General features: G+C 53.6%; 41 protein-coding genes. 15 read left to right on the top strand and 26 right to left on the bottom strand.

Features of this window, described 5'->3' with window-relative positions; translation table 11 throughout:
• Positions 1 to 95 precede the first annotated feature (95 nt).
• The 25 genes from MFLA_RS13710 to MFLA_RS13820 all read right to left on the bottom strand — a co-directional run bounded on the left by MFLA_RS13710 (position 96) and on the right by MFLA_RS13820 (position 16,927).
• Entirely contained in the window at positions 96 to 401 is a 306-nt protein-coding gene (locus tag MFLA_RS13710; RefSeq protein ID WP_011480906.1) for a DUF1799 domain-containing protein, read from the bottom strand.
• Between the two features lie 2 nt (positions 402 to 403).
• Positions 404 to 745 (bottom strand): hypothetical protein, encoded by a 342-nt coding sequence (locus tag MFLA_RS13715; protein WP_011480907.1) that lies wholly within the window; start codon positions 743 to 745, stop codon positions 404 to 406.
• A gap of 67 nt (positions 746 to 812) precedes the next feature.
• The gene (locus MFLA_RS13720) at positions 813 to 1,574 is read right to left on the bottom strand and encodes a hypothetical protein (RefSeq protein ID WP_011480908.1); all 762 of its coding nucleotides are present in this window, start codon (positions 1,572 to 1,574) and stop codon (positions 813 to 815) included.
• 34 nt (positions 1,575 to 1,608) lie between these two features.
• A complete protein-coding gene (locus MFLA_RS14760; RefSeq protein WP_195742026.1) occupies positions 1,609 to 1,770 on the bottom strand; it encodes a DUF7210 family protein in 162 nt (53 codons plus the stop codon).
• A complete protein-coding gene (locus MFLA_RS13725) occupies positions 1,767 to 2,252 on the bottom strand; it encodes a hypothetical protein (protein WP_011480909.1) in 486 nt (161 codons plus the stop codon). The genes MFLA_RS14760 and MFLA_RS13725 overlap by 4 nt, the downstream gene beginning before the upstream one ends.
• Complete coding sequence (locus MFLA_RS13730) at positions 2,252 to 2,749, bottom strand: HK97 gp10 family phage protein (RefSeq protein ID WP_011480910.1); 498 nt, start codon at positions 2,747 to 2,749, stop codon at positions 2,252 to 2,254. Before MFLA_RS13730 ends, MFLA_RS13725 begins: the two co-directional genes overlap by 1 nt.
• Entirely contained in the window at positions 2,749 to 3,408 is a 660-nt protein-coding gene (locus MFLA_RS13735) for a hypothetical protein (RefSeq protein ID WP_011480911.1), read from the bottom strand. The genes MFLA_RS13730 and MFLA_RS13735 overlap by 1 nt, the downstream gene beginning before the upstream one ends.
• A gap of 3 nt (positions 3,409 to 3,411) precedes the next feature.
• Positions 3,412 to 5,724, bottom strand: a complete 2,313-nt coding sequence (locus MFLA_RS13740; RefSeq protein WP_011480912.1) for a hypothetical protein — start codon at positions 5,722 to 5,724, stop codon at positions 3,412 to 3,414.
• A 3-nt stretch (positions 5,725 to 5,727) separates the two neighbouring features.
• Positions 5,728 to 5,958: a hypothetical protein gene (locus tag MFLA_RS13745; protein ID WP_011480913.1), complete on the bottom strand. Its 231-nt coding sequence runs from the start codon at positions 5,956 to 5,958 to the stop codon at positions 5,728 to 5,730.
• A 93-nt stretch (positions 5,959 to 6,051) separates the two neighbouring features.
• A complete protein-coding gene (locus tag MFLA_RS13750; RefSeq protein WP_011480914.1) occupies positions 6,052 to 6,972 on the bottom strand; it encodes a phage head morphogenesis protein in 921 nt (306 codons plus the stop codon).
• A gap of 5 nt (positions 6,973 to 6,977) precedes the next feature.
• Positions 6,978 to 8,522: a hypothetical protein gene (locus tag MFLA_RS13755; RefSeq protein WP_011480915.1), complete on the bottom strand. Its 1,545-nt coding sequence runs from the start codon at positions 8,520 to 8,522 to the stop codon at positions 6,978 to 6,980.
• On the bottom strand, positions 8,522 to 9,958 hold the full coding sequence (locus tag MFLA_RS13760; RefSeq protein WP_011480916.1) for a hypothetical protein: 1,437 nt from the start codon (positions 9,956 to 9,958) through the stop codon (positions 8,522 to 8,524). Before MFLA_RS13760 ends, MFLA_RS13755 begins: the two co-directional genes overlap by 1 nt.
• The gene (locus MFLA_RS13765) at positions 9,945 to 11,732 is read right to left on the bottom strand and encodes a Mu-like prophage FluMu protein gp28-like (RefSeq protein ID WP_011480917.1); all 1,788 of its coding nucleotides are present in this window, start codon (positions 11,730 to 11,732) and stop codon (positions 9,945 to 9,947) included. Before MFLA_RS13765 ends, MFLA_RS13760 begins: the two co-directional genes overlap by 14 nt.
• Positions 11,733 to 11,734: 2 nt before the next feature.
• Positions 11,735 to 12,292: a DUF3486 family protein gene (locus tag MFLA_RS13770; protein WP_011480918.1), complete on the bottom strand. Its 558-nt coding sequence runs from the start codon at positions 12,290 to 12,292 to the stop codon at positions 11,735 to 11,737.
• A complete protein-coding gene (locus tag MFLA_RS13775; protein WP_011480919.1) occupies positions 12,285 to 12,593 on the bottom strand; it encodes a VpaChn25_0724 family phage protein in 309 nt (102 codons plus the stop codon). The genes MFLA_RS13770 and MFLA_RS13775 overlap by 8 nt, the downstream gene beginning before the upstream one ends.
• Positions 12,590 to 12,925: a DUF2730 family protein gene (locus tag MFLA_RS13780; protein ID WP_011480920.1), complete on the bottom strand. Its 336-nt coding sequence runs from the start codon at positions 12,923 to 12,925 to the stop codon at positions 12,590 to 12,592. The genes MFLA_RS13775 and MFLA_RS13780 overlap by 4 nt, the downstream gene beginning before the upstream one ends.
• Positions 12,913 to 13,131 carry a TraR/DksA C4-type zinc finger protein gene (locus tag MFLA_RS13785; protein WP_011480921.1) on the bottom strand — a complete coding sequence of 73 codons (219 nt, stop codon included), beginning with the start codon at positions 13,129 to 13,131 and terminating at the stop codon, positions 12,913 to 12,915. Before MFLA_RS13785 ends, MFLA_RS13780 begins: the two co-directional genes overlap by 13 nt.
• Positions 13,128 to 13,661 carry a lysis protein gene (locus MFLA_RS13790; protein WP_048811773.1) on the bottom strand — a complete coding sequence of 178 codons (534 nt, stop codon included), beginning with the start codon at positions 13,659 to 13,661 and terminating at the stop codon, positions 13,128 to 13,130. The genes MFLA_RS13785 and MFLA_RS13790 overlap by 4 nt, the downstream gene beginning before the upstream one ends.
• Entirely contained in the window at positions 13,654 to 13,908 is a 255-nt protein-coding gene (locus tag MFLA_RS13795; RefSeq protein WP_048811774.1) for a hypothetical protein, read from the bottom strand. Before MFLA_RS13795 ends, MFLA_RS13790 begins: the two co-directional genes overlap by 8 nt.
• Positions 13,905 to 14,459: an N-acetylmuramoyl-L-alanine amidase gene (locus MFLA_RS13800; protein WP_011480923.1), complete on the bottom strand. Its 555-nt coding sequence runs from the start codon at positions 14,457 to 14,459 to the stop codon at positions 13,905 to 13,907. Before MFLA_RS13800 ends, MFLA_RS13795 begins: the two co-directional genes overlap by 4 nt.
• 52 nt (positions 14,460 to 14,511) lie before the next feature.
• On the bottom strand, positions 14,512 to 15,072 hold the full coding sequence (locus MFLA_RS13805; RefSeq protein ID WP_011480924.1) for a hypothetical protein: 561 nt from the start codon (positions 15,070 to 15,072) through the stop codon (positions 14,512 to 14,514).
• Positions 15,069 to 15,251: a hypothetical protein gene (locus MFLA_RS14765; RefSeq protein WP_195742027.1), complete on the bottom strand. Its 183-nt coding sequence runs from the start codon at positions 15,249 to 15,251 to the stop codon at positions 15,069 to 15,071. The genes MFLA_RS13805 and MFLA_RS14765 overlap by 4 nt, the downstream gene beginning before the upstream one ends.
• Positions 15,252 to 15,328: 77 nt before the next feature.
• Complete coding sequence (locus MFLA_RS13810; RefSeq protein WP_048811775.1) at positions 15,329 to 15,649, bottom strand: hypothetical protein; 321 nt, start codon at positions 15,647 to 15,649, stop codon at positions 15,329 to 15,331.
• Between the two features lie 2 nt (positions 15,650 to 15,651).
• Positions 15,652 to 16,539 carry a hypothetical protein gene (locus MFLA_RS13815; RefSeq protein WP_011480925.1) on the bottom strand — a complete coding sequence of 296 codons (888 nt, stop codon included), beginning with the start codon at positions 16,537 to 16,539 and terminating at the stop codon, positions 15,652 to 15,654.
• Between the two features lie 43 nt (positions 16,540 to 16,582).
• Positions 16,583 to 16,927 (bottom strand): helix-turn-helix domain-containing protein, encoded by a 345-nt coding sequence (locus MFLA_RS13820; RefSeq protein WP_048811776.1) that lies wholly within the window; start codon positions 16,925 to 16,927, stop codon positions 16,583 to 16,585.
• A gap of 129 nt (positions 16,928 to 17,056) precedes the next feature.
• Between MFLA_RS13820 and MFLA_RS13825 the strand changes: the two genes are divergently transcribed.
• Positions 17,057 to 17,248 carry a DNA-binding protein gene (locus MFLA_RS13825; protein WP_011480927.1) on the top strand — a complete coding sequence of 64 codons (192 nt, stop codon included), beginning with the start codon at positions 17,057 to 17,059 and terminating at the stop codon, positions 17,246 to 17,248.
• Complete coding sequence (locus MFLA_RS13830) at positions 17,245 to 17,463, top strand: hypothetical protein (protein WP_048811777.1); 219 nt, start codon at positions 17,245 to 17,247, stop codon at positions 17,461 to 17,463. The genes MFLA_RS13825 and MFLA_RS13830 overlap by 4 nt, the downstream gene beginning before the upstream one ends.
• A 48-nt stretch (positions 17,464 to 17,511) precedes the next feature.
• Here the strand turns inward: MFLA_RS13830 and MFLA_RS14770 are convergent, their stop codons facing one another.
• On the bottom strand, positions 17,512 to 17,778 hold the full coding sequence (locus MFLA_RS14770; RefSeq protein WP_011480928.1) for a hypothetical protein: 267 nt from the start codon (positions 17,776 to 17,778) through the stop codon (positions 17,512 to 17,514).
• 59 nt (positions 17,779 to 17,837) lie between these two features.
• Here MFLA_RS14770 and MFLA_RS13840 point away from each other — a divergent pair, with 59 nt between their 5' ends.
• The 13 genes from MFLA_RS13840 (at position 17,838) to MFLA_RS13895 (ending at position 25,495) form a co-directional block, all read left to right on the top strand.
• Positions 17,838 to 18,323: a hypothetical protein gene (locus MFLA_RS13840; protein ID WP_011480929.1), complete on the top strand. Its 486-nt coding sequence runs from the start codon at positions 17,838 to 17,840 to the stop codon at positions 18,321 to 18,323.
• Positions 18,324 to 18,326: 3 nt separating this feature from the next.
• Entirely contained in the window at positions 18,327 to 18,641 is a 315-nt protein-coding gene (locus tag MFLA_RS13845) for a helix-turn-helix domain-containing protein (RefSeq protein WP_011480930.1), read from the top strand.
• Positions 18,642 to 18,655: 14 nt separating this feature from the next.
• Entirely contained in the window at positions 18,656 to 19,627 is a 972-nt protein-coding gene (locus MFLA_RS13850; protein ID WP_011480931.1) for a hypothetical protein, read from the top strand.
• Positions 19,627 to 21,411, top strand: a complete 1,785-nt coding sequence (locus MFLA_RS13855; protein ID WP_011480932.1) for a hypothetical protein — start codon at positions 19,627 to 19,629, stop codon at positions 21,409 to 21,411. The genes MFLA_RS13850 and MFLA_RS13855 overlap by 1 nt, the downstream gene beginning before the upstream one ends.
• 176 nt (positions 21,412 to 21,587) lie before the next feature.
• Entirely contained in the window at positions 21,588 to 22,805 is a 1,218-nt protein-coding gene (locus MFLA_RS13860) for an ExeA family protein (RefSeq protein ID WP_229407072.1), read from the top strand.
• 9 nt (positions 22,806 to 22,814) lie between these two features.
• Positions 22,815 to 22,994 carry a hypothetical protein gene (locus MFLA_RS13865; protein ID WP_048811779.1) on the top strand — a complete coding sequence of 60 codons (180 nt, stop codon included), beginning with the start codon at positions 22,815 to 22,817 and terminating at the stop codon, positions 22,992 to 22,994.
• Positions 22,981 to 23,262, top strand: a complete 282-nt coding sequence (locus MFLA_RS13870; RefSeq protein ID WP_011480934.1) for a hypothetical protein — start codon at positions 22,981 to 22,983, stop codon at positions 23,260 to 23,262. The genes MFLA_RS13865 and MFLA_RS13870 overlap by 14 nt, the downstream gene beginning before the upstream one ends.
• On the top strand, positions 23,252 to 23,560 hold the full coding sequence (locus MFLA_RS13875) for a hypothetical protein (protein ID WP_011480935.1): 309 nt from the start codon (positions 23,252 to 23,254) through the stop codon (positions 23,558 to 23,560). Before MFLA_RS13870 ends, MFLA_RS13875 begins: the two co-directional genes overlap by 11 nt.
• A gap of 2 nt (positions 23,561 to 23,562) precedes the next feature.
• Positions 23,563 to 24,069 carry a hypothetical protein gene (locus tag MFLA_RS13880; RefSeq protein ID WP_011480936.1) on the top strand — a complete coding sequence of 169 codons (507 nt, stop codon included), beginning with the start codon at positions 23,563 to 23,565 and terminating at the stop codon, positions 24,067 to 24,069.
• On the top strand, positions 24,066 to 24,683 hold the full coding sequence (locus MFLA_RS13885) for a DUF3164 family protein (RefSeq protein WP_011480937.1): 618 nt from the start codon (positions 24,066 to 24,068) through the stop codon (positions 24,681 to 24,683). Before MFLA_RS13880 ends, MFLA_RS13885 begins: the two co-directional genes overlap by 4 nt.
• Positions 24,680 to 24,913 (top strand): hypothetical protein, encoded by a 234-nt coding sequence (locus MFLA_RS13890; protein ID WP_048811780.1) that lies wholly within the window; start codon positions 24,680 to 24,682, stop codon positions 24,911 to 24,913. Before MFLA_RS13885 ends, MFLA_RS13890 begins: the two co-directional genes overlap by 4 nt.
• Entirely contained in the window at positions 24,910 to 25,062 is a 153-nt protein-coding gene (locus MFLA_RS14775; RefSeq protein ID WP_195742028.1) for a hypothetical protein, read from the top strand. Before MFLA_RS13890 ends, MFLA_RS14775 begins: the two co-directional genes overlap by 4 nt.
• 94 nt (positions 25,063 to 25,156) lie before the next feature.
• Entirely contained in the window at positions 25,157 to 25,495 is a 339-nt protein-coding gene (locus MFLA_RS13895; protein ID WP_048811781.1) for a Gp49 family protein, read from the top strand.
• Positions 25,496 to 25,514 lie beyond the last annotated feature (19 nt).

Genomic DNA, 25,514 nt, shown 5'->3' on the forward strand with positions numbered 1-25,514 from the left:
GGCCATGCTTAACAAACAACAAAACCCGGTTGATACTTTCATCAACGCCTTCATTACAGGCGTTTTAAAGTGGTTTGCCGGGTTCGCGCTGATCATCATTTTTTTCGCCTTGCTGGCTTAGTTTCCTTGGTGGCATTTAGCAGCGGCCTTGCTGCCCGTTCCATTTCCTGAAGACCCCAAAATATCCGTTGATGGTTTTTCTTCTTAATCCCCATCAACTTCAACACTGCAGGCAGTGCCTGATAGTCCAGCCCTAGATAAGTCAAAGAACCAAGGCCAGCCACAACACGCCATTGCGAGACTGTGGCCATAAACACTTCGACGGTTTCCCAGTGCTCCGGCCAGACCTCAAATACCCCGGTTTTCCAGTCCTTTCCTGCCGCCCAATGCTGGGCGGCCAATGCTAGTTTTTTTCTGCTGATCCATTGATAGAGGCAAAGAACGACTTGATTACTGACGGTGTTACCGGGTGGATTGCCAACAACTGATCACGAACCTCTTCACTGAAGGGCACAGGAGCCTTGTGTTCATCTGTCACTTTCTCCCATCCAACAAGGATGATCCTGGCAAAGCCCTCGTCATCCAGCTCACCTGAATTGAGCATCTGTCGATACTCCTTCAGTTCTTTGGCATCCAGGCGTTTGAAAACAGCATCAAAGTTCCGGCGTTCAAACTTGCCATTGTTGGTTGGTAGATCAACTACGACTGGCGCAGAAAAGGATGGCGTGACAGCTAAAGTGAACATGGTGACTCCTGATAAGTTAATTATTGAGAATTAAGACCACCCGGCTTGGAAGGCCGGGCGGGGATGTCTAAGGGGTGATTTGCGGATAGGCGATGGAGCCAAACTGGCCTAGCTCATCATCTGCAGGTCTCAACAAGTCCAGCAGCGCATTGCCTACCAGCTCAAATGTGCCGTAACTATCAGTGATCAGATCCAATTGACGTGTCGGGTCAATCTGCACCTTGTACAGGTCGACGATCACAGGCTTATTGTTGTCTGCGGTGTTGACACCTTCAAAATGCAGCCAGACTTCAGGCACCGGTTGGGTGAACATGCCAACTTTATCTGTAGCGCCATAGGCATATGCCGCGAGAAACGGCTCTACAAATGGGCCACCTGTGGCCTTGTCCTGGACGACAATGCTCCCGCCAGGCCCATGAACAGAATACTGGCTGACTGGCAGCGCCTTGGCGGTGCCAGTAGTGGAGTCGGTAATGACGACATCAGACACATTGTTGTGTTGCAGCAAATATTTCAGTCCGGCATCAACGGGGTTGGGCAATGCCTCGGCCGTTACCGTGCCACCAGTGACCCTGGTCACTTCGCCATACAGGGCCAGTGCCAGGTTCTCAATATCCCACTCATCAGCAACAATCGTGGTCGTAGCAGTTTTTTTAGTGCTCAGACGATGATTGACCAATCGCTGGCCGGTTTGCTTTTCAGTATGTTCTTCCACTTCTGTTGCCAGGGCGATGGTCAGCGTTGCATCGCCAACCGGTCTCAAACCCAAAGGCTTTCCCGAGGCATCACGCTTACCCAAGGAAATGCTGCCTTGTCCTGAAAATAACATTTCAATCTCCTAAAAAATTAATGAGTACCGATGCCTATTTCTCTTTGGCAACGCCCACGCCGCGCAACCAATTGGCATCTTGTTCAGATACCTTGATCTTGGCGCCGACTGGATATTCCCGGCCTGCATGGGTGTGTTTCTTGACCAGCTCGATTTCCTCTTGGCCGTCAGCGTTGTCTTTCACTTTGGTGTTCATGGGTTGCTCCTTTGGTTATGAGTGGTGGTCAGCGATAAAACCGCTTCATGGCTGAGAACGCCGGCAAACATCACAGGGCGAAAACTGATCAGCTGAATGCCGGAAACTCCGTCGCCTTCCAGACTGGTGACAACGCCACCTAAGTTGGCGTCCTGGTTAAATGCATCACGGATGTCATCGATCAGTAGATTGAACTGCTTGCCGCTAGCAGTAGTGTCATTGAGGGTGCGAAAGCCAGTGATTTTCCACTCGTTGCGAACGTCGTAACGCAAGTTCTGGCGCGATTGTGGACTTGCTACCCGCTGCACATTCCAACCGAGAATGATCTGCTCGCCATTCAGCGTGTACTCGTAATGCGCCTTGAATCCGCTTTCGTTGCGGCTCCAGCGTTCGTAGTCGTGCACCTGGCCAACATCCTGCACAGTGCGGAGCTTATTGACAATGGCTTGCAGGATCGCCTGATGCTTCGCTGAGCCGCTCATTACAGCACCCCCAGCTGCATGCCAATGCTGCGCACCAGATCATTCAGATCGTCTTGGATTTTTCCGACATTGGCGTCAAAAGCACGGCTGAACATGAAGGCTCCTTTAGTGCCTGGATGTTTCACCGCGCCAGCAAACACCTGGCGCCCTGCAATCGTAAACACCAAGGCTCGTTTATTCTTGGGCTTGATGTCATGAGGCTTGGTACCTAGTTCTACGGGAATGGCATAATTTAGTGAGGTGCCCAACGCGCTTTTGGCATCCGGATCAACCCCGATCACGGCAGTCACACCCATGGCATGGGTTTCTAATGGCAGCGCCGCAATGCTGTTCCGCAGAGTACCGTCCCTCACTGGCGTAAGCTGTTTAACTTCACCTTCCATGTGCATCTGAACACTGCGCAGCCAGGTCTCAATCACTGGCTGCACCTGGCTGGGTGCTGCCTGCCATACTCTGGCCAGCTCCTGCTGATTGGCAGATTCAAAGCGATAGGCCATCAGTGAGTCAGCCGTGGTCTGCCACGGCTGTCCTTGCTTGGGAGTGAAATCACGGTGCCAGCAGGGGCTGCACGCTTGGGATCAACGCCTAGTTCATTCATGTAGCGCTGGCGCAAGCCCTTCGCGCGAGCTGCAAACAAGGTGGATTTGCTCTGATGATCCACACTGTCAGCCATGATGGTGCTATCGGTATCGCCGGCATATAACGATGCCAGCTGCTCACAAAGCGCCGCGGCAGCCAGACAGCAAACTGCCTCGCGGTCACCTTCTGGAATGGTGTTTCTTGCTTCGCTGAGCGTATGGGGTTCAGTGAAATGCAGCCAGATCAGATCGCCAGCGGCAAATGCATGGCTGGAAACGATCTGCTGACCAGTGGGCGTGTTGCGAACCGTGAAGGCATCCTTGTCCATCATCGATGCCGGATAGGCCGATACCGGATGCTCTATCGCCTGCAGCAACGAAAAATCCGCCACCCACCCCGACGGCAGCGGCAGCACCTGGCCTCCAGGCGCAGTGATCTCATCAATCACCAGCCGTGGCCGATCCTTGCTATAGCGCAACACAGCGGCCTGGACTGCATCGACCAACTGCTCCGCGCTTACCTTACCCGCATCGTCGCGGGTAAGGTCTGCCGTCAAAGTGAGGTAACGGTCCAGCATGGCTTAGGCTACAACCGCCTTGGTGGTGCCTTTTTCGCCGTCGACCAGGATGTTTCCACCGTAGATATGGCGAATCTTGTACTTCAGCACATCATTGGAAAACATGCTGCCGCCGGTAGGGCTATCCTGGATGAACAGCTCTGGCTCTTCGTTGCCGTCCAGAAAGCCGATTTCCAGTACCGGGAGGCGTGCAGGGTCTGCCAGAGTCACCCAATCGTTACCGTCGGTCCAATAATCTACCGGAATCACCTCGGGGTTCAGAGTCTGCACAAATGTCTTGTCATTGTTCTGGCCGCGTACGAACAGATCATATGCTTGCTCCTGCAATTCGAACGGCACCATCAAAATTGCAGGGCTGACGGCATTGCGCTTGCCTGATCCGGCACGCGTCTGCTTGAGCATCGCCAATCGATGCGCAGTAAATTGCGCAGCAGATAGCGCCCCAGTGAAGAGATTGCCATGGTCGACGTGGTATAGCGCCAGAGTGTCGTGGATCACCGGGTTGGTACGGAAGAAATCAAACACGAACTCGCTGAGCGTATTGGCCGCAGCCAGGTTGAGCTCGACCGGAATGCGGCGCAGCACACCTACATCGTCGTTCTTGATCGCCTCCAGAGAGACATCTTCGGTGCCGCCGCGCTTGGCGACGGCATAGGTGGCCTTGCCATCACCAGGCGTGGTTAGGGCGTTATAAGCGCCACGCTCAGCCACGATGGGCAGGTTGCCATACCCCCCAATGCGGGTGCGCTCCTGGGTACGGAAATCACTGACCGGTACTGTGGTCGCCACTCTGCGCCATGCTTGCAGGTTAGTGCCAGCAGTGAACAACGCTTGCATGCGGCGGGTGATTGCGTCGCCCAGAACATTGCCGAACGTGTCGCTGCCCACGGCTTCACGGAAGCTTTCGCCAGCGGCGGCCATCAAGCGGCTGCGGTCGCAGTTCCGCAGCAGACCTGTCACATCCCGGTCTCCTGTGATCATGATGTAACACTCGCGGAACGAGCGCACGCTGCGATGTTCCTTGTGCTCTGGGTCGAAGAACGCATCCAGCATGTCGGCCATCTTGAGATGGCTATCTTCCACCTGGATGTCGAACGGCATGCTCACCTTGCCAGACTCCACAAAGCGGCTGAGATATTCACGCTCATCGCTGATCGCCTTGGCCACGTCCGCCTCGACGAAGCGTTCCATGGTGGCGAATTGCGCGGTCAGCTTATCCTTGGCAGCCTGGGGCAAAGTGGAAGCCTCAATGGTGGCGCGAGCATTGTTGCGAGCTTCCATCATGCGTAATTCCTCGCGGAACGCGGCCATTTCCGCCGCTGTGACTGTATCGGAGTTTTGCTGGGCTCCTGCAGCCACCGCTTCACGGTAGGCCGTTTCGAGTTCGTCTTCGTTGATGTCGTCCAGGGCAACACCGGCAAATTTACCGGGTTTGTGCGCCAGGACGGTGGTCAGCATTCTCTGCTTGAGGCTCATTTCTGCTTGCTCCTTTGAATTAACAGCTTCGGTCATACGAATCAGCCTGCCGCCAGCGCCTGGCTCGACAATGAGGTCGACTGAATCAACTTTGGTAATGGATTTGGCTTGTCGGACAGACTTGCCATTGATGGTGGTCTTGGTCGAGCCGCCGAGACAGTCGATCGAGAACCCGAAGATATCCGTCATGCCGCGCTTAACGGCTTCGCGCAGACGCACGTCAATATCGCCGCCCGGCTGCAGCACCTCCAGCACGGCCTGAATCTGGCCCGGCATGCCATTGGCCGCAGGCACAAACACGGCCTCGACCAGGCGTCCAACCAAATTCCGCACATCCTTGCCTTTGCCAGCGAGATGCTCATCGTCGGATTTAACGAAAACCCGGGCATTATTGAACTTGGGCACGGCTTCTCGCAGCACGGCGTCAGGATATAAGACGTCGTTCATTGACACCCCAGCCTCAACCACACGGATCAAGTAGCGGCCGGTGCCTTCAGGGTCGCTGGTCGCTGCGACAGCTTCACGCATAGGAGCCGCGGTAGTCTTGACCGGGGTATGGGTGGCCACAACCTCAGATGGTTCACCAAGGGTGATGACATTGCTGTCATCAAGGGAGTAAGGGTAGGAGTATTTTCGAGCACCGAAATCGCCATTCACTACGACCACCCGATCTGGGTAGATAGCTTCAATGCTGAAATAGGCGCGATCACGACCATCAGGATTCAGCTTCTGCTTAAGCGCCTCGTAGACCAGGCCGCGAATGGTGGCAAAATCACTTGCAGCAGCTTCCCTTAAAGCTTCCCCGCGAATGCCTTCAGGTGGAATGACGAACTTGGCCATGATTTACAGGGCCGCTTCGAACTTCTGGCCGTCAACGGTGACCACAACTAAGCGATCAGCATATTCCTTGAACTCCAGTACTTCTGCCGTTTTAACTTCTTGCTGCTTGAATTTGCCAGTGGGCTTGCCTTTGTCGTCAAACAAAGGGATAGGACGCTTGACCAATGCCGCAGCTGTAGCAGCTGTTAATGGCTTCTTGGTCTCTTCGGTTTTGGTTTGAGGTGTGCCAGACATCTGTGGCTCCTTGATTAAATAATCAGTGAAAGAGCCGTCAGATTAGGGTTTTGGCGGGGAAAATGCCTTTAATACGGGTTAAAGAATTTGGGGTTAGGAATTAGACCGGCCAGCCAGTTCCTGGCGGTTGAACTCAGCAAGATCAACACCGTCAGGAATGGTGCTGGTGAGCGCCGATTGATAGGAAAGATTACCTACGACAATAGGCTTGCTGAAGTCTATCACGGGCACAACAACGCAACCGCAGTTGATTTTCTCAGATGCCGGTGCTTTGGGATCATGCGGGTGCATGAGCTTGTGAGTATTGCCGTCCATGCCCAATAAAAGAAATGGATCTTCCAATTCCAACACCTTGCCATGCATCGCATTGTGTCCAGGACGTGCATGCACCTTGCCAGATTCAAGCCATTTTTTCTTGATGTTGACGCCATTGGCCTTGGCGTCCAGCATGCGCTGAAAGCCTGCCGCCGAGAATACAGAACCCAGCTCAGTACGCACAATCGTCCTGGCGCGGTTTTTGGCATTACCTTCCAACAAACCTCTAACGCTGATAATTGCATCGCCAGGCGATTGCGCACCGATCACCACCAAACCAAGCTGACTGTTGATCTTGTTGGCCGTGGTGGTGCTGATATCCTTGATGCGCCCAGTGGTGAAAGCACGCATGGCCAGCAACTGGCGATTGTCGATATTGGGCATCACCGTAGCCAACCTGATGCCGCCAGCCTGAATAGGCAGATCAACCAGCGATTGGCCGTTTTCCCACATTCTGCCAGCCGCTGTACCTACAATTGCACTACCAGCAGCGCTAAAATCAACCATGGCTTGCTCGATGGCAGCAGAAAGTTGTGGCAGGCTCCAAGATTGATAGTCAGACGGTGCAGCCTTCAGAATGCCTGCGATCTGCTCCTGGGCCAGACCGAGCAAACGCAGGATTTCAGCGTAAGTATCGGTCTGGATGCGGGTGCGATCCTTTAACGCATCGTTGATGGCTGATGATGGAGTGGTGGCCACTTGAGTTAAAGGCCGTCATACCAATCAGGCAAAGTGCGGAACTTGAGTAATCCAGCCGCTGCTTTCGCCTTGGCATATTTAAGCCTGGCCTCAAGGTTTTTGTAAGTGACAATTGTGTTGTGGTCAACTCCGTGGGTAAACGCTATTGCCATAGCATTTCTCGCAATAGTCTTGTCGAGTGATGCCATGAATACGGAGTCAGCTTGTGGCCAACCATCAATAATCGGCATCTGATGCAGATTGTCTTGACCGTATCCCTGCGGAATCATCATGGGGCCATTGGTGGTGTCAGTAGTACGAGCCGTGACAATGCCGTTATGCTCTGCTAAGTAATCGAATAGCGATCTGTCACCCTGTGTGAACGCATTGACCCCATTCGCACAAGTCCAGTGGCGCAACCATCTTTCGATAGTCGCATCCGGTACAACCCCCCTGAATATAGTTCGAATGTAATCCTGGGAGGCTTTAAGCCCAGCAGAAACTTGTGCGTTCGTCGTTGCCCCAGGGTCTCCCACCCTTATCGGGTTACGAGGCACGAAAGTGGTACCCTCTCTCGCCATACCATGTAGCGTCTCAAGTGAAACGTAACCGGGCTGGCCTATGATGTTCTGGACTGTCAATGACACCGTGAGCGGTATACCAAGAGAATTACACAGTGGCCTGACGAAAGAACCTAAAGACTCTTGAGTCCCGTCGATCATGTAGCAAAAATTCGCCATTGCTCGATAATTAAAGATGATCGAGTCATATTTGACATGACCACCATTGGGTGCGGTGACGCCCGAAGCATTAAGTTGATAGAAACGTACCGCATTAATGGTCATTTCCCAGGTTGGACTACCTACTGCAACGAAGTCGGATGGAGCAAAGAATGCGAAATGCCAGCCGTTGCGCTTGAGGCTGTTATTGCCATTGGGATTCACTCCCCACGTAGCTCGATAATAATTATCGAACGCTATATCATCCATTGAGAACCTGATCTCAACGGAACCCATCTTGGTGTAGTCCTCCACCCATATCGGAATGCACATATTGGGTGCTTCACCCAATGCCGCTACGGGGGCAGGTAAATTTCGAGTAATGTTAAGACCAGCACCCGAGCCCCCTGTGTTGGTCACATCAAATACTTGGGTGGATCCTGGAAACCACTTATTGTCAGTGTCCATTGAGCGAACTGAAGTAGAGCCGCCATATTGAAAATCTGTAGTGGCTAGCCCCGTCATGGACAGGATAGTGACACCTGGGTAAATAAGGTAATTTTTACCTTTACCGATTGATGCATTGGGGGTAAGCGCATAGTCAACGCCGCCACTAGTGATTACTGGCTTGCCATTCTCATCTGCTGTTTGATGGGCAGCACCTTTCACCGCCAGAACATCCAGCCTACTATCTCCTGACAATCCCTCAAGCCCCGTCTTAACCTCTTCAATCGACATATCGCCCCCGCCAGTTCCTGTTGTCATGATGCGGCCTTGCGCATCAACCGCAATTTCCTTCTTCGAAACCTTTCCCTGGGCATCTGTATGAAGCCCCATCATCAATTCAGCCATCACGCAGCTCCTTCTTCAGTTTTCGGTGTGGTAAACACGTCGTTTTCCGCTTCCTTGGTTTTCGCAGTACTGGTCTTTTCCAGCTCGCTCTTGACGTCAATCTCAATCCCCAGCCTGCCGGACACAGTGCCGATCAGGGACAGGCCGGTTTCCTCGCTTAACAGCTTTTTGTCGATGGCAATCCCTACGGCCACAATCACCTGCTGCAAGGCGCTTGCATATTTGCTGGTGTCCCTGGATGTCATCTCGGGGAAGATCACCTCAACCTCGTAGGCTGGATCGTCTTCATCGGGCTCTTGTCCCAACACCGCGATACATTCCTGGCGCAGGACGTAGGTGCCGATCTCTTCCAGGATGCTCTTGGCAACCTTCTGCCGCATCGAGAACACCTTGAAGGTCGGTTCGCCCATCTCGCTGGCCGCAGCGCGGTTCACATCGCCGCCACCACCAAACCAATGCTCGGGAATCGTGCCGCCGCCCAGGATGTGGTTGCGCAACAGTCGGCCAGTGTTGCTGGTATCAGCAGAGTTCAGATTTGGCGCTTCCGCTTTCCACTTCTCCTGGTCGTTGTGTACGCGCACGCTGTTGGGTGCCGGGGCCGTAATCTCTTTTGCCCGTGAGGCTACTTGTTCAGGTGTTGCCCCCGTAATGGTCACGTCCCAGATGAATGCCCGTAGATTGTTGATGCGTTCAACCTCGGCGAAGAGGAACTGGTCATAGCCATCGACCCAGTCGGCCTGGGATAGCAAGTCGGAGATCCCGCGCATGCTGTTGGAGAGGTCGTTGATCTTGAAAAAGAAGGCCTCGCCATCGGCAAATGTCTGGCGAATTTCCTGCGTGCGCTGGGTGAACACATCCTCTGGACCATTCACGATCACGCGATACCGGCGTGCCTGGCCTTTCTTGTCCTTGGCTGTAATGATGCCGATCGGCTGTTCCGGGTTGTCCGGATCGGCCACGACGGTGGCGATCAGGCCGGGATCAAGGTAACCAAGACGCACATGGCCGCTGGCCTCATTCACGAAGGTTGGATAACACTGCTCGCCGTACAGGCTCAGCTCGCGCAGCTTTTTCGGCAGCTTGATTTCCATCTTGTTGATCGGGTCGCGCCAGAAGCGGCGCAATGTCTTGGTCGTGGCTTCGTCCTGGGTTTTGACTTCCACGCCCTCGGCCAGCAGATAGGCCAGCGGCAATTCAATCAGGCGGTTGCCCAGCAGGTTGGTGCGCCACAAATGCACGGCAATCTCGCGCATGCGTTCCTGGGTGATCTGCGGCAAGTCGCGCTTGCTGTCTCCAGTCAGCTTTCGCCATTCGCCATCGTCGGCATCAATAGTGAAGCCTGCTGCCTCACGGAATGAGGTTTCAGCCTCTTCTGAAGCTGCCTGCGCACCAGTCACCTTGCCCCACAATTCCACCATCCCATCAAACAAGCCCATCAGCCGACCTTTCCTGTCCCGCAAATACCGCTTTATGAAGGTTCATAAAGCCGTTAAAAAACAAATTGGCTACACATGCCCGCCCAAGCGATAAAAAACGCGCTACGGGCCTTAAATCGATCAGCAGGGTTTTGTGCAGCCACCGGCCCAGGCGACCTATCCGTGGCGCTTTAAATATTTCGGGCTGAGATTCCACCGTTGCGCCCGCCGCTGGCTGGCCTTCCTGGCTGGCTGCATGCCAGGCCATCACACCGGCAATGGCCGAATCGCCGTGCCGGTATCCGCCATCCGTGCCTTTGTCGCGCCCGTCGTCCATCTTGGGCCTGCCAGCCTGGAGAATCACACGGCGATGGTCGGTAATGACATCCTCACCGCCGACCACCGTGATCGCCTTGGCCTCATAAGCAGATTTGTAACGAGGGAACCATTCGGCGTACCAGGAAGCGGTAGCCATGACACAAGTGATGCGATATTCACCGTAGCGCTGCACGGCACCTTCGGCGTGGCTCTGGCCGTTGCCACGTGCATCAAAAGAGGCGTGCTGGAAGTGCGGGATGTTGTCCAGGATGTAATCGCGGATCAGCGCCTGCACATCGAACGGCAAGTTGCGCAGGCTCAGCTCGAAAGCCGTCGTCCATTCACTGGCGCTTTTCTCCTGAAGCACCCAGATCACGGACAAGTCGCCGGACCGGCCGAAATCCTGGCCATACACCGAGCGCTTGCCGTGGTCCATGTTGTCGATCACCGGCTTCAGCACCTCCTTGCACCAGCGCTCGGTCTCGACCAGGCGATTCGGGTCGGTGACGTAAGCCTCGCCCTTGGCCAGGCTCAAGCGGGGAATGCTGTCGTCCTGGCATTGCTCCACCAGGAAGCGCGGCATATAGAGGCCGCTGCCTTTTTTCGGGATGCACAGCAGCTCTTCGTTGGCGTCTTCCTGGTTGCTGTAGCTGGAAAAAATCTTGTCGCGCCATTCCTGTTCTTTCTCGCGGGTCCAGACTTCACCCTTGACCAGGCATATGCGCTGATAGAGTCCCTCGGCCACGGCTTCGTCGAAGTCGACCTTGTGCATGCTCCAGTCCAGCTTGCCAGCTTCAATATCACGCACCAGGGCATGAAACTCGCTGTCTTCGCCGTTCTCCGAGCTAACGATGTCAACCCGGCCACCCCACATCAGGAACGCCAGCGCACCCTTGACCACTTCACGCAAGTTACGGTGGAAAGCTGCCTCATCGATCCGCGCATGACCCTGACGGCCACGCCAGTTCCAGGGTGCGGAACTCAGCGCCTCGTACACATGGCCAGACTTGAAGGTAATCTTGAAGCGTGTGATGTCCTGCTTGCTTTCGCCAATCACGCCGCGCTCCTGGTCCTTGACGGTCATGGTTTCCCGGTCACGGAATACCGAGATGGAGCTCGCGGCCACACCGTAAATCTGGGCAAACTTGAGCGCATCGCCGATGTTCTCGGCTGCCATGCCCAGGTTGTAGCCCATGTAGTATTGGGACATGCCGCCGCTATCCCTGGCAGCTTCAAGCGCGCCTTCAGCGGCCATACATCCCCAGCTCCAACCAATACGTCGAGATTTTCTTCCCAGCCGGACTGGTGACATATCGGTATGCCATCTAGCCTGGTAAGGCAGTAGGATGTGAGGAATATCAGAACCCGCATGACCCAGCCCTCGATCCTGTTGCTTCTCCACAACCAGGTCGAGGAGGTCTTTTTTTTCGCCCTGGCTGATCTCGACTGGCTCGCTATTGATGGAGTTTTCAGCCACGGCTAGACCTCAACCTTGATACCGAGGAACTTGGCTCGTATCGCTGCCCAGGTGTCGTCTGACATACCAGCATCCTTGGCAATAGACTCAGCTTCATTACTGGCTGCATTGAGTTTGGCTGCTATTTTTGCGCGTACCTCGACTGCCCATTTCTTTTGGTTTACGCTGGCGCGGGATGCCAGCGCGATGGACTTGGCAGCGGATGCCAGTATCTTCATGCGCTTTTCCGGCTCAGACTCAACGGCTTCCTGCAGATTGAGGATGGCGTCAAACATCTCGGTTTGAACCAGTGCCATGATGGCTTCAGATCGAGCATCACCTTCATCAGGAGATGCATTCACGATGGCTTCAGCGGCTTCTGTGCTGGCCTTGATCGCGGCCAGGCGGTTCTCCAGCTTCTGGCCATAGCGATGCACTGAGCTTTTACTAATGGCATAGCCACGCTCTTTCAGCGCGGCCGCAATCTCCATGTAACCGCTAAAATTGTTCTCGGCCAGCGTCTGGTCCAGCCATTTCCGGACCTCGGCTGGCAACCCTTGCACTTCGGAGCGTTTAGCCATTGTCCAGCTCATCAGGGGTAGGTTGACGCACGCCAGGGTAAGTGGCGCGGCCTGCGGCAATATCTGCACCGGGGCCAAGCAGCTGCACCGTGATAATCTGGCCGGTTTTTTCAGAGCGCACCAGGCCCTGGTCTTCCAGCCAGGCCACTTCGCCCTTGACCACATCGCCTGACACAGCCTGGCCAAAGCTCTCCAGAAATGCCTGCAGCAGAATCAAGGAAGCGCGATAGCTCTTGGATTCGTTGAGCGCACGCAGGATCAGGTAGCGCCTGTCTTCTTGTAGGATTTTCTTGAAACTCACGATTTATCCTTCTGCAACAGATGCTGATGAATCAACCGCACGCCATGGTTCATTTGCTTGAACTCCCCCTCAACCCGGCTGACACAGCTATTCAGCTCGTTGACCTTTTCATGGATCATGGCCATATCGTGATGCGTCGGTAGATGAGCCAGCTTGGTCTCAATGATTGACAACCTATCAGCATGGGTGCCGATATCCTCGTGGATTGCGTCAATCCGCGCGCCTGTCACCTTGTCTTTATTGGCCAGCCTGGCCCAAACAAAGGCAATCGCAGACAACACGCCTGTCGCAATCTTCCAGCTCCAATCAGCAATCACGTCTAGCGATGGCATCGGTTAAAATCCCTTTCATATCGTTCCTGGCAAAAGATGCAGCGCTTCACGCCCTTGATCGCCCGCCGTTCTTTTTCAATTTCCTCGCCGCAATCCTTGCAGTGCGAATACCCAGGGCCACTGCGCAACGCTTGCAGCTGCTTTTCCGCAATCCCGGCTTCTCGCTCACGCAGCTCCATTTCCTGCGCCCAGTCTTCCGGCCTCATTGCTGCACCTGCCGATCCGCCCGCAACAATGCCTGGCAGCTGGTCAATTGCTCGACGACTTCGTCGGCTTCTGAGGCGAGTCCGACAAGAAATTCAGCAGCCTCTGCAGAAAGTTCGGCTCGCGCGCCACCATCACGTCCGGCGGCGCTGGCGAAAGCCTCGGCGGGGATACCACTACAGGCTGCGCTGGTACTGGCAGGGGTGACCGGGATGCGCAGGCGCACAGCGCCAGCACGCAGATCAGCAATAACGCTGTCCTTCTGGGATTTGACATGGTGGAGTTGCTCCTGGAACTGGCGAGAGATAGTGGCGACAGCCTCAGCGTGCTGGCGCTCCTGCACGCGGGCCTGGGTATTGAGCTCGGCGATTTCCGCGTTGGCTGCCCGCAGCGCGGCATTGTCGCGGGCAACCCAGCGGGCCTTCTCGGCTGCCTCGCCCAGGCTGAATTGATGCTGGCCATAGAGGTGCAGACCGGCCAGCAACAAGGCCGTCAGTACCAGGCCGACCATGGCAAACAGCCGGTTATCCATGACGGCCGCCTTGCCCACGGCCGCCGTAACGCAGACTGATAAAATCGCCAACAGCAGATTGGGCACCTACGATGGCCAGGTAAATCAGCCATTTTTCCGAGCTGACCTCACCTAACGTCGCGGTCTCCGCCAAGAAGCTGTAGCTGACCACCAGATTGACAATATTCATCCAGACCTTGGCAGGCGATAAAACACCCGTTGCCGGGTCGCAAATCAGCGGGGAGAGATGCTTCAGCCAGGCTTTCAATTGGCGGACTCCTCAAAGATATGGCCGTCCAATGGCTTCATGTCGCCTCGTAGCCAATCAGCCACCGTGAAGCCTGGGCAAATCTTGGTCCATTCCCAGGGCTCGATAATCCCGTTGCCGTTCTGGTCCGGGCTGTAATCGCGGTGGCCAAGCACGCGCGCACGTGGATATAGCCGCTGCAACAGCTTCACCAGCTCTGCCAACGTGGCCCATTGCAAGCGGGTGAACTTGTCCGTCCCAATCAGGCAGATGCCGATACTGCGGCCATTTTGCCCAGCCACATGCGCACCAATCTCCCACTCAGCCCGTCCGGATGCAGATGCGCCGTTGGTATAAATCACATAGTGGTAGCCTATGCTGGAGAGCTGCGGGTTATGGCGTTTGCGAGCTTCTGCAGAGCGCTTGAACCCGCGCTTGCGATGCCAGTCGTCAATCAAGGCGACGGGGGGAATGCTTGCACCGCCATTCGGGTGCGGACGAAACAGGCTGTCACCGTTTTTGGTGGCAGCGCAGTGGATGATGATGTCGGTGATTAGGCGGCTTGTAGTCATGCCGCCATGGTAGGGATAGGACTCTTGCGAGTCCTTTAATACAAATTAAAACCTATTGATCTTCTTCTTTTGGAAACTTCTTAACTTTATTGCAAATATCATGAAAGTGGCTGATGTTCTTAAAGAGTAGATAGTGACAAGGGATGTCAAATCTTTCACTTTGACTCAACCCTTCTGCAAATGTTAGCTCATTGTGACAGAGCAAATCTAAAGCTCTGTAAATGGGTGGTTCATCTTGTTCAATTTTCAATCGATCTAGGCAGAACTCATTCCATGCCGACTCATCATCAAGCTTACTGAGCATTTTGCTTTCCAGGTCAATCCAACGGCCTTTCAGATCAAGGTGTATTTTTTCCTTCTCCGAAAATCGAAACGCTAAGTCAAAAATGACTAGGAGAGCAGTACCCAGACTTATAACCTTTAGCCACCAAGACACCTCACCAGGCTTCGCAAAGTCAAAAACAACAGACCCCGCCATCATGATTGTCAGCACAGAGGTGAATTGATGCAGCCTTAGAAAGAAGCTGCGCCTTTTATCGTGATAGCGTATTGATCGACGAACATCAAAAAGCAAACCCCACTGCTCAGAGGAAAGTTTTTCCGTGTTAATCATTTTTTAGGTTTGTTGCCGCGATCAGGAGGGGAGGCTGTGTTAGACACTACATTGCCTTTTTTCTCCATGCCGGTACCACTATTGTTATTAACCCTGGTATTGCTTTCATTAATACTTCTTCTACTATCCTGTGCAGGTACGGAAGGTTTTCTATTTGTGTTTTTCGGATCTTGCGCCATATGGTATTCCCCTTAAAATTTCAATTATAACAACTACCTAAAGATAAGCGGTGGAAGTCAAAATTTCTTTTGTTTAGTTATTTCTTATAAGCCTTAAGCTGATAATACAAATCATGCTGCTCTGTCCATGTTGGCTTTACAATCGCTTCTCTGGATACAATCACATAATTGTCTGTACGATAGCCATTGTCAGTCAGCTCCATCTCCAACCATCTAATTCGCCGTTTCTCAGCATCTGGCGAATTCAAAGGATAATTAGGCGCTGTTGGAACCCGGTAAGTCAATATCCTGTAGCCATCTCTAGCTTCACCCGGAATCAACTTCCCGATGTGCCGATCCATATCTGTAGCGCAACCAATTACCAACAGCGCAAAAAAAGCCAATGTCAGACGTCTCATGATTATAAAAAGCCTTCCAGTGCTTTAGGCATATTTTCAATTTCATCATTTTGTTGACCGGTCTCAATCGCCTCAATCTTGGCCTGCAACCACTCAATCACTTCCTTCTGATCAATATCGTCAATATTGTCATGAGTGGCGGCATACAAAGCCTCCTTGTAGTACTCAAGCGCCTTTTTCTTGTTGTCCTTGAACTCAAAACGATGGGCTTTCTCAATATGCGCATCTATTTCCACCTGGGCGATGTAATGCGTAATAGCAGCCCTTAAGCGCTCATGCTCTGCCGGATCAATAGCTTCAACTGAGGTCGGCTCATTTAATAACTGCAAGGCTTCAGTAGCATAACGCTGTCTGGTTTTGAAAGTCGCGGCTCTGGCTGCTTTGTTGGATATTTCCTTTACCCTGCCTAGGACATACCTGTTCTTAGCCTTGATGCGGATTTCAGGCATCTGAAGTTTAATGGAGCGGACAAACTCGCTGCCTGGAGCGTATCCCTCCAGTTCATGCAAGAAACCTTCAATACGACTGAATATGTAGTTATAGGTCCAGATCTCCGATGTTGGCTCATCCAGCTTTTCCAGCTCCTGCTTAATTTCAGCCTCACATGCTCTTGCCCTAATGACCTCCCAAGGTTCAACAACCGCAGGTCTTATCTGGGACTCAAACTTTAGCTCGACCCTTGGCTCAGAACGGCGTGCAATAACTCCATTAACTTTCAGCTCTCTCAGCTCAATTTGAGTAGTCGCTAGCAGTTTTCTGACTCTATCAAGCTCTACTTCAGTTTTTAACACTGTCTCTTTTGTTACTTTTAGCCTAGTCCAGAATACATAGGAAAAAATCAATGTAATGAAAAAAAGTCCGGCAAATATTTGCCCTAAAACTTCGTACATGCTTATCCCCTTAAGACACTGTGCTTATCGCACCGCTTAAAAACTATCCCGCCTTTTTATGTTTGCCTGCCACAGGCGCAAACGCGCCAAGCGTTGTCTTGACTCCCGCCTGAACTTGCTCGGGTGCAGCGTGGAAGTTTTCCAGCAAAACGCGATCTCCCTTTGAAAGAGCTGATTCAGCAGGTGCTGCTGAATTGCGTTGACCTGTAAGTATGTAAAGCACGTCTGCACCTAAAGAGGCAATTGCAGCTAAATATTCGCCATCTGGCACACGTTTGCCAGCCTCGTAGTTCTGCTGAGAGCGAAGCGACACACCTAACTGATCTGCCAATGCTTGCTGGCTCAGCCCTAAAGCTTCCCGCTCTGTTTTAAGACGCTCATGAATCAAACGCACACCCGTTCGTATAAATATCTTGCATTACGCACAAATGTGCGTAATAATTCACACATAAATGTTGGCTAATTCCCATGCAAAAAGAGTCGCCAACACCCCAAAATCAAACGGAGATCACCAAAAATGACCGTCCAACGCTTCAAATCCTGGCTGCGCAGCCAGGGTAAAACTATCCGTCAATGGTCGGAAGAAAATGGTTTTCCGCCATCTGCTGTTTACCGCGTCCTCAACGGCGTAGACAAAGCCAATTTTGGCCGCGCACACGAAATTGCCGTCAAGGCAGGCATAAAACAGCCGGAGAAAATAGCAGCATGAAGTCTGAGAAGCTTTCTCCCATCGTCAAAGAGGCGCTGATTGAGTACATGCGTCTAGGACTAACGCCGCAACTCGGCAACATCAATGACTTTCCCAAGGATGTAGAGTCCGAATTTGCAGGCATCCAAGTCTACTTTCCCAAATTCAAGGCGCGAGTAGAGATACGCGCCATCCTAGGCGATTACCCCTATACCGTATATGGAGCCATAGCATGATGACCAGGATTTCATTCCCATCCAATGAAGCTATTTTCGGCCCCGGCTTCAAGTACCCCGCTCAATCTGAACAGCAGCCCGCTGCATCGTCAACCGCGCCACAGGCAAATGATGATCAGCCTGTACATCCAGCGCAGCAGCAAGCTGCCGAAGGCGAGCTGTAAAGTCATGACGCTCTATCACCCCCTCATGCGCGGCTTCATCAATCAACAGCAACAGCGTGCGGCCAATGCCTTCAATGCGGCCTGCCAGTTCGTTCAAATGTACTGCATCCATGTTCGTTACCTTCGTTTCAAAACATGGCTGCATTTTCATCAACTGCAATCCTTTTGCACAGTAGCAAAAAGTGATTTTGTTTGGAAGGGCAAATAATCATGGCTTCCAAAATCCGCAAAAATTGGAAACGCATCCGCCCGAGCAGCTTGCCTCATGCAATGGAGCTATGCCTGGACCATGCCAGAGAGAAGCTGAACCGCTCAGTCGATAGCGTGGCCGACCTCATGGGCGTGACCAACAAGTGGAACCTGTACAAATGGGTTCAAGGCGGCAGCTTGCCCACGCGATTGATACCACCATTTGAGGCGGCATGCGGCATCAATTTCATCAGTATTTGGCTGGCGACTAGTGCCAATAAGCTGTTGATCGATATTCCAACTGGCAAACGCATTAGCCAGACCACCCTGGCGGAGCTGCAGCAGAACTTCAGCCAGGCATTCATGCACCTGTCCAATTTTTATGAACAGCAAACAGACCTGGAAGACACGCTGTTTGCCTTGCAGCTAACCATGGGCGACATCGGCTGGCACCACGCCAATGTCAGCACCTATGCCCAGCCAGAACTAGATTTTTCAGAGGAATAATCAATGGCGGAGAAAAAATACAACAGCAGCAGTCAAGAGCGCGGCTATCGGGTGTTGCTCCTGCTTGCAGGCCATGAGTTTGATGGCCTGGCGCCCGGCCAACTAGCCGAGGCACTGAAAACCAACCCCAGCAATATCACCCGCGATCTGCGCGTGCTGCAAGAAGTAGGCCTGGCAGAACCATTGCCAACCGACCAGCGCCGCTGGCGACTAGGGCCAAAGCTGATTCAGGTAGCCACCCAGTTCCAGCAAAGCCTGACAGAAATCAAACGACGCGCTGATGAAGTACAGCAGCGCTACACCCGCACCCCTAGCTAATAGTGAGATTGAACATGGCAAAAGCACCATCCATCAACACCGATATTCTCGCCCCAATCTCTACTGAGGCACATCAGGAAACGATTGCCGAGCATCAGATTGCCGCTATTGGTCAGGAATACAGCCAAGGCCGCGACCTGGTCAATCAGTTGCTTGGTCAGGCGCAGGCATTCCAGGCAGCAGGAAATTTACTCCAAACGTTTGGAGTTTCCAAACTGGCGATCGTCAAGGAAAACAAGCTTTACCGGGAGCTTGCAGGAACAAAAACTCCAAACGGTTTGGAGTTAAAAGGGACATGGACCGAATTCTGCAGCCTGCTTGGAATTTCCGATGAAAAAGCCAACCAGGACATTGCCAACTTGCAGGCATTTGGTGAGGACGCTCTGGAACAGATGCAAAGGATTGGCATCGGCTACCGAGACCTGCGTCAGTTCCGCAAGCTGCCCAGCGACCAGCGCACCGCCCTGATCGAAGCCGCCAGAGAAGGCGACAAGGATACGCTGCTGGAATTAGCCGAAGACCTGATCAGCAAACACGTCAAGGAAAAGACCGAGCTGGAAAGCCAGCTGCAGGAACTGCAGGCCGACAGTGAAGCCAAGAGCAAGATCATTGAGAGCAAGAACTCCAAGCTCGACGACCTGGAGAAAACCCTGCACAAGATGCGCAACCGCACCAGCGACTGGACGCCTCGTGCGTTCGAGATCAGCGCGGAGGCGACCAAGGTCGCCGCCCAGGCGCTGGAAAGCCTGGACAAGCTCGACACCCTGCGCGATGTGATCCTCACTGAGGATTTTGGCGAAGGCGACCATGAAGCCGCATTGGAAGCCATGGCCTGCGTGTATTTTGATGCCATCGACCAGGTGACGCTTAAGGCCGCCGAAGTGATGACAGCCTGCGAGCAGGTGTTCAGCGGCTACAAGGATCGTGCGCGTCCATTGATCAATGTATTCAACCCTGAGCAACAAGCAGCGGGCGAGGCCGAATAATGCCAATCGAAGCCCCCAGCTCACTCACCATTGCCGACGAAATGCGCAGCCTGGCACGCCAATTGGATTCAGCCAGCCACCGCGAAAAAGGCGTGCTCATCGAGCAGGCCATGCAGCATTACGGATGGAGCCGCGCAAAGGTATACAGCCAGCTCAAGGCGATCGGCTGGACCAGCGGCCGCAAGGTACGAGCGGATCGCGGCACCACCAGCCAGAACATGGAAGCATTGGCCATGGTGAGCAGCTTCGAGCGCCTGGGCATCCGCAAGAATGGCAAAGCGACGATGAAGACCCCGTTGGCGACCAGCATTTTGGCGCAAAACGGCTTTGATATCGCTGTCAGCAACAGCCGCATCAATACCCTGATGCGCGATCGCCAAATGCATTTGGCTGCGCAAAAGTTGGCAACCCCATCGCAAAGAATGCGCAGCCTGCACCCCAACCATGTGCATCAGGTCGATCCCAGCCTGTGCCTGGTGTACTACCTGCCCAACGGCGAGCAGCGCATCATACGAGACGACGAGTTCTACAAAAATAAGTTGGAATCCCTCGCCAAGGTTGAATTCAAGGTATGGCGCTATGTGCTCACAGACCATTACAGCGCCAGCATCATCGTCAAGTATTACCAGGCCAAGGGCGAGACCCAGGCCAACCTCTACGATTTTCTGCTTTATTGCTGGAGCAAGAAAGATGGCACCTTGTTGCATGGGGTGCCGAGATTGCTGATCTGGGATAAAGGTTCGGCTAACAGCGCCGGCGCTATCAAGAATGCGCTGCGGTCCCTTGATGTGCAGCAAATCCCGCACACCGCAGGCAACGCCCGCGCCAAGGGCGGAGTGGAGAACGGCAACAACCTGGTTGAAACATTATTTGAATCTAGGCTGCGCCTGGAGCCGGTCAACAACGTCGATGAGCTCAACCTCGCTGCCGAGCATTGGTATAACGCCTATAACGCCAATGCCATCCCCGGTTATGACTCCCGCCTCAAGCGCAAGCACATGGCCGAGCCCATGGCGCGGTATGGCCTATGGCAGATGATCCGCAAGGAGCAGCTACGCATCCTGCCGGATATCGAAGTCTGCCGCCAGCTGCTTTCTGGCACCGATGTTGAGCGCAAGGTCATGCAGGACTTGACAGTGAGCTTCAAGAACCCGGTCACCAAGCAGCGCCAGTATTACGATCTACGCCATATTCCTGGCATCCACATTGGCCAGATTGTCAAGGTCAGCCCCATGGTCTACGGCGCTGGCAATGTCATCGTCAGCTTCAGCAATTACCTTGGTGAAGAAACCTCACAGATCGTGCAGCCAATCACGGGCGATGCCATATCCGGCTTTGCGGATACCGCTGCGGTATTTGGCGAGAGCTTCAAATCTCAGCCAGATACCGTGGTCGAGCAAGCCAGCAAGGCAGCAGATCAGTTGGCTTATCCAGGTATGTCTGCCGAGCAAATCGAAGCCGCCAAGCGCAGCAACAAGGTGCCATTCAATGGCCGCATCAATGCGCATTCACACCTGGCGGACGTACAGGCGCCTGCCTTCATTGAGCGGCCGGGCGAAATGCTGAATGTCCCCAATCGGCTCCAGATCGAAGTCAAGCCGCTATCCAACATCGAGGCCAAGGTCAAGCTGCGCAATTTGCTGGGCCGAACATTGACGGCGGAGGAAAGCGAAAACCTCAAGGTGTGGTACCCGGAGGGCATTTTAGAAGACCAACTCCAGGAAGCAGTACTTGCTCTGGAAGGCAAATTGGAAACGGCCCCGAAACTCGTGGCTGTGAAGTGATAACGCCCTCCGTGTTAGCGCACGGAAGGGTCAGGTAGGCACCCGGCAAGGTGCCATTTACTAAGCGAAGGGCAAAGCCCGAGGAGAAGTTTACATGAACGGAAACATTAAAACCAACGGGGGCAGCCATGAATCAGCTGAACCTGGCATTTAAACGGGGGATTCGCATGCCGCTGATGCTGAAAAAAGTTTTTACCGAGTACCTCATCAAGCAGCCCGAATGGTGCGCGTCAGTCACCCTCGTGGGAGGTTTCCCCATGTCGAGATCTGCGGGCAACCAGCTGCTGAACTGGGATCGCTGGCCCAAGGCTACCCCTGCCAACAGCATTATCCAGCAGACCGAGCAGTTCCTGCTATCACGCGGCGTCCCAAGGCATGCAATCGCCAACATCTGGCAGCAGGACAACGAAGGCAGTCGCATTCCCGACTTAACAACCGTCCGTGAAGCGCGGCGCATCCTAGCCAAACAGCAGAGAGCGCAAGCAGCGGCTGCAGCCGAAGAGAAAGCCCTATTGATTGACCCCATCGGAGAACCCGAAATGCTATCCCCCAATGCCAAGAAACAGTTTTCCATTTTCAGATCACCATTTGACGATGAAGCCATTGCGGGGCCCGAAGATGTGTTCACCAGCGACGATATCCGCTACATCCGGGAATCCATGTATGCCAATGCCAAGCATGGCGGCTTGCTGGCGGTTGTGGGCGAATCTGGCGGCGGCAAGAGCGTGCTGCGTAAAGACCTGATTGACCGCATCCAGCGTGAAGGTGATCAGGTACGAATCATCTATCCGCAGATCATCGACAAGACGCGTCTGAGCGCAACCAGCATCAGTGAAGCGATCCTGCGAGACCTGCAACCTGATAGCCGCATGCCGAGTTCGCTGGAATCACGCACCCGGATGATCACCAAGCAGCTGCAAGCGAGTGCGGCGACAGGTTTCCGTCACGTGATCATTATTGAGGAAGCCCACGATCTCACCATCACGTGCATGAAGCATCTAAAAAGATTCCATGAAATTGAAGATGGTTTCCGCAAGCTGCTCTCCATCATCTTGATCGGCCAGCCCGAGCTGCTGGACAAATTGAACGTGGCCAACTACCCAGAAGCCCGCGAGTTCATCAATCGTTGCGAGGTGGCCAAACTGGTCCCCCTGGACCGCAACCTGGAAGGCTACCTGGCGTTCAAGTTCCAGCGCGTAGGTGCGAACGTCGAAAACGTCCTGGATGCCTCGGCGTTCGATGCCATTCGCAAACGTCTGACGCGGGTCAGTGGCTCTACCGTGATATCCAACATGAACCCGCTACAGGTCAACAACCTGGTCATCAAGGCAATGAACCTGGCCGCCGAGATCGGCGAGGCCAAGGTCAGCGCTGACGTGATCTTCCAGATTTAAGGAGCCACCATGCATACCTACATCGTCAAGATCAAATACCTACAGGCCGGGATGGTGCAACGCCACCAGGTCAACGCTATTGCAAACTCGTCATTCAGCGCCATCGAGACCACACTGCAGGCCATGCGTTTGTCCGGCTCAGTCTCCGCGGTCGCGCGCATTCAGGGAGTCCGCCATGTTCACCATTGAACTCACATTGAACCCGGTGGCTCCGGCCACCATGCCAGAACCACTGCAAGATGTGCTGGTTGTCTGGGCGCCTGATGACGGCGAAGAGCCGGTGTTGGTGCTGGCGTATATCGACAACCGTAACGTTTGGCACTGGGCTCCTGAAGGCGAAATAGTTCAAAGCCCCGAGCACTTCACCCATTGGGCCAGGCAGCCAGTATTGCCGAACGATCTGGTAGCCAACACCCGCTCGCCAATCCAGGACAGGAGCATCAGCCATGCGCACTAAGTCCAGGTTTCGCTACCTCACACTCACCGAGCTACGCATCGAGCGCTGCTTAGCTGTCATTGTGGGCATGTTCATCGGTTACTGGGTCACGCACTTTTACCTTGATCCAGATGAGCAACAACAAAGCCTTTTCCGCATCGAGCACATGATCAAGGCATGCGTTCCCAACAGCCCTGATCAATTCACCACCATGCGCCTGGTTCAGCGCGGCATGCGCCATGAGCTGCTGTGCGAAAAGCAGCCAGTCGTGATGGAACACCCGCTACAGCCATCTGCAGCAGTCCGGAGGGCAATTTAGTTATGCGGCTTTCATGCCCCGCTTGCGGCGCCACCATCAGCCTGGATGCTGCCATCGGCCACGAAGGTGCACGTGAGGCTATTCAGATCGCGCTGCGCCTTCCAGCCAGCCTCGGCAAAACGCTTCTCTTATACATTGGCCTGTTTCGCCCAGCGCAGCGCAATTTGTCCATGGACCGCGTGGCCAACCTGCTCAATGAGCTGTTACCGATGATCGAAGCCGCCAAGATCGAGCGCAATGGCAAGCAACTCGCAGCACCGTTGGATTATTGGGCGCAAGCCCTGAACGAAATGATCAACAAGCGTGAATCGCTGACACTGCCGCTCAAAAGCCACGGCTACCTGCTGACCATCATCGCGGGCTATGCCGACAAGGCTGAATTCAAGGTAGAGCAACGAACAGAACAAACCCGTAGCAAGGGCAAGTTCTTTACCGCAGGCCAACCCAAAAAACGCCAGGCTCCAGTAAAGCTGAGCGAAATATTGAAAACAGGAAAGGATCAGCAATGACACATCCCAACATACCCGAAGGCTATCGCCAGAACGCACGCGGTGACCTGGTTTTAGAGAGCAAGATCAAGCCGATCGACCTCGCGCGAGACCAGCTAGTGCAGGAAAAGTTTGAAAAGGCCCAGGCATTGAGTAGTGCACTACGCGCATTCAAGGACGACACCTTTGCTGATATCCAGGCATTCGTTGAAATGAGCGGCGAGATATATGGCGCAAAGCTAGGCGGACAGAAGGGTAACGTCAGTCTGGTGAGCTTCGACGGCCGCTACAAGATTCAACGCGCCATTGCCGAAAGCCTGACGTTTGATGAGCGCCTACAGGCGGCCAAGAGCCTGATTGATGAGTGCATCCACAATTGGTCGCAAGGAGCCAATGACAACATCCGCGTACTAGTGAATGACGCTTTCCAGGTGGACAAAGAAGGCAATATCAACACCGGCCGGGTGCTGGGTCTGCGCCGCCTGAACATCGTGGATGAAAAGTGGAATAAGGCAATGGACGCGATCAGCGACGCCGTCCAGGTTACCGGCAGCAAGAGCTACCTGCGCTTCTATGAGCGGGTTGGCGATACGGACCAATGGAAGCCGCTGGCTCTGGATATGGCCAGCGTATGAACACCATCCAGGCAGCGTTTGAAGACCTAACGTCAAAAGCGATTCCACCTGATGCTACTGAAACAGAGATGAAGCTTTTTAGCCTCCTTTTTTATTCCGGGGCAATCGCAGTACTTGCCATCTTGGAAGAAATTGGGAATGACGACATCAGCGAGGATGCAGGTGTAGCAATGCTTGAAAACTTGAAGCAAGAAGGACTCACTTTTATGCAAGGAGTAAAGAAAGCATGAACAAATATCTCTTCATTGTCAGCTTGCTGATGATTTCGCCCGGCTGCGCCAGCATCCAGCCCGGTGAAACCGACTATGTAACCCGGGAAGACATCATTGCTGCAGATGTCATGCGCCAAATGCGTGGACAACAGATTACAGAATATTAAGTAGTGATCATCGCCTGGCCATCCCTCCCCGAGGGCCGGGCGCTTTTTGAAGTGTTCTTATCCCGAGAGCATTTCACAAAGTGAAAGGATGACGATGAGCACTGATTTAAATGCCCCGCGAATTACACGCGAGGAAGTTTTAGCCAATATCCGCAGCGAGTTTTATTTCACTGCTGCTGATGGCGTGCTAGGTGAATCACAACTTGGTACTGCTGCGGCAACCCACACTGGCCTAGATCAGGTCACGTTTTGCGTACTTGTGTTGAATAACAAAACGAAGGTTGTCGGCATCAACTATGGAGCGATTGACCCGTTGCAGCATGACCCAGTGAAAGGGCGTGAAGCGGCTAAAGAGAACGCCATCGAGCAGATATGGCCTCTCATGGGCTATCAGCTTCGCACTGCAGTTCAAGCATTCCGCGAAGCCCAATAATTTTTAACCACAGAAAGGT

Origin of the sequence: Methylobacillus flagellatus KT (genome assembly GCF_000013705.1) — a bacterium.
Lineage (GTDB): Bacteria > Pseudomonadota > Gammaproteobacteria > Burkholderiales > Methylophilaceae > Methylobacillus > Methylobacillus flagellatus.